The 2991-nt window shown below is 64.6% G+C and carries 2 protein-coding genes; both read right to left on the bottom strand.

Features of this window, described 5'->3' with window-relative positions; translation table 11 throughout:
• Positions 1 to 2127 (bottom strand): MobF family relaxase (gene mobF / locus NBV68_RS18855; protein ID WP_296312992.1); only part of this gene is annotated, 2127 nt, incomplete at its 3' end.
• A gap of 37 nt (positions 2128 to 2164) precedes the next feature.
• The coding region (locus NBV68_RS18850; RefSeq protein ID WP_366068703.1) for a type IV secretion system DNA-binding domain-containing protein at positions 2165 to 2991 on the bottom strand (827 nt) is incomplete at its 5' end.

The following is a 2991-nucleotide window of genomic DNA, read 5'->3' as shown; positions in this document are numbered from 1 at the left end:
TTCGCCGTTGGCCTTTAGGCCCGTCTGGACCGCTTCGTTGACCTCGCCGCGCAAGGCTCGTCCGGATGCATAGATTGCCGTCACCTCTCGTTCTTTGGGTGCGAGTGAGAGCCATGCGGCTGCGGCATCGACGGCCGCATTCTCGCCACCAGCGACAACGTTGTCTCCCAGATGGGCGAGCGCTTCGCCGATCCGGCCACTCTGGGCCGCGCGTTGGGCACTGCGCAGCGCCTCATCGCGCGCGCGCAAATTGGTGTCCATCTGCGCTGCTTCGATACCTGCCTGCTGCATGACATCGAAGGGTTTCCCAGCATCGACCGCGCCCAGCTGCTTGGTGTCGCCGATGCTGGCGAACCGGTCCAGCCTCAGGAGATTGGCGAGACGCACCAGCTTTTCCATATCGGCATTGCCGACCATCGATGCCTCGTCGAGCACCACAACGGTCCCGCTCATTGCCGTGCGCGCTGCTTCGAGGCGCGCGCCTCCCTCGCCCTTGAGGATGTCCTGATGCTGTCCGAGGAAGCGCGCCACGGTCATCGAGGGAATGCCGGTTTCGCGCTCCAGCATCTGTACCAGCGTGTTCTGCACGGCGAGGCCCAGCACGGTCTTGCCTTCCGTGCGCAGGATATCGGCGACCGGCTTCAGAACCGTGCTTTTGCCTGCGCCGGCCACACCCTGGATCGCGACGATGCGGTTGTTCGAGCTCAGAAGCAGGCGACCTGCCCCCTCCTGCCCCTTGTTCAAGCGCAGGCCATATCTGTTCTGCGAGACGGCTTGCAGCCGCCTTCCGGCATCGAAGGCAGGAACGATGGCGGGCGTAGCGCCGCGTCCGGCCTCGACGCCCACCAGGATGCGCTGCTCGAGGCTGATCGCATCGTGGGTGGTGAGCATGTCGCGATCCGCGCCTTTGCCCGCCTGGAGGTGTCCCTGCCGGATCAACTGATCGACCCGGCGCTCGATATCGGCAAAGGCCGTGGGCAGACCGAATCCAAGCGCTGTGCGATAGATCTCAACCTTGCTGAAGGCCGCCTCGCGCTCGCCAAGATGGCGGATAGCCGAGGCAACGCCATGGATAGCTGCGACCTCCTCGGGGCTACGACTACCGAGCCGTGAGGGAATGAGGGGATCGCCTTTCGCGATGCCGAGGCGCTCGGCGAAATCGTGGGCGATCTGCTTGCCCTGGTCGAGGACCTTGCGGACCGATGATCCCAATCCGGGAACACTGCCGAGGTCCTTGGCGCTGCGTGCGTTCGCTCGCGCGATGACCATTGCCGGGTCGAACCCGAGCTTTTCAGCGGTGTCCTTCCATTGCTGCGACAGGGCAGCGCGGTCCTCGATGGCTTCCTTGCGGGCCCGCGTCATCAGTGTTGCAGCATCAAGCGCCCTTGGTCCCTGTGAGTTCATCTGCGCGGCTGCTGCGAGAACCTCGGCACGGCGCGAGCTGAACGCATCGCGCACATCTTTGGGCACGCCAACCGCCTCGAAATTGCCGTGCTTGCCGAACTCACCCACCTCGTAGCCGAGCTTCTCCACGCTGAGCCGGAAGCGCGCCATGGTCATGGCGTTGAGGAGGGTATTGTGCTCCCAGAGCTTGTCGTTGCGCAGGGCCCGCCACTTGCCGTCCGGCCCCTGGGTGACATTGGCAATGACGGCATGGAAATGCGCATTGGGCTCCTGATTGCGGTTGGTGTCATGCTGGAAGACCGCGGCCACAAGGTTGCCGGTCCTGACGACACGCTCGCTGCCGCGCACCTCCATACGGGTTTCGGCGAGGTTCTTCTCGGCCCAGGCCAGCGTCTCGCGGACCGCAGCGCCATAGGCATCGAGGATGCGCTTGTCGCCGCCGACGAGCGCAAGCACCGACCAGCTCTTGGGCATGGAGAAGGTAAGATCGGTACCTGCGCGGTGTGCCCGGTGGTCGCTACCCACGCGGCTCCCATCGGGCAGGAAACCCTTGAGGATGACTTCAAAGGTTTTGGCATCGACCGCGCCCGAGAGACCCAGCTCTTCGGCGCCCTTGCCGAGCCACGAACCGGACCGATCGGCATCGGCCCGGGTGTAGTAATTGTCGGCTGCAAAGTAGCTGGCGGCTCCGCCTGCGGTTCGGACATTGGCTACCGAGAGCACAGATAGGTCCCTCGCAAGGCGGCATATACTGCCATTGTCAGATCTCCAGATCGCCTAAGTCGCGCGTGTCCTTGGGAGGCTCGCTTCGCTCAGGGATTCCGTCCTCGTTCAGCAGCTTCCGGGCGTCCGAGGATCTTGGCGGGCTCGCCGGTGCGCGTCCTTTCCGGGAGGCTGGGTCAGTGACCTTTGAGCCGTCGGATTTAGTTTTGGGCTCGCTACCTTTCTCGGCACCGTCCTTCGCCTCTTGCCGACCGGGTGACGGGTTTTGCCTGTTCGCGCGATCAATCGACTTGGCGCCCGACTTGGGTCCCGGTTTGAGTGCCGGGCGGTCATTGCCGTGAGAGTTGTCGAGGCCCTTGGAGTGGTTAGCAGGATGGCCATGCCGGCCCTTCTCAAGAGGTGCTTGGTCACCCTTTGCGCGTTCCGGATCTGTGGAGGTCACGCCACCGGCAGCAGGCCTGCCCGACGCATCGGTACCCAGCAGACGCGCCGCCTCCGAAGCTTTTGCGCGATCGGGCTGCGGTGCTTCGCCAGGCGCCTGATCGAAGGCCAATTCGCCCTGATTGGGGGCAGAATGGTGGCGCAAGATCGACTTACCGCCCCCGTCATCGCTGGACGAAGAATGCGCAGCCGCACCCTCGCCAGGTGACCCTCCCGGTTTCGGTCGCGGCGGCATGGGAGCGTCGAGCTGCGCGGGCGGTAGAGGTCGATTGGGCCCCCGCACAATAAAGGCGTCGGCCACCTTCGGGCGGCTCACCGGGCGGAGCCTGACGGGCGCTGCGGGGAAGCCTTCCGGGAACTTGATATAGCCCTCAAGGCTCTTCATGTTCATCAGCTCTTCGGGCATCCGCAGCGGCCTGATCG

It is taken from the genome of Erythrobacter sp. (genome assembly GCF_023653175.1).
In the GTDB taxonomy this organism is placed as follows: Bacteria; Pseudomonadota; Alphaproteobacteria; order Sphingomonadales; family Sphingomonadaceae; genus Erythrobacter.
This window is presented reverse-complemented; position numbering and strand designations above follow the sequence as displayed.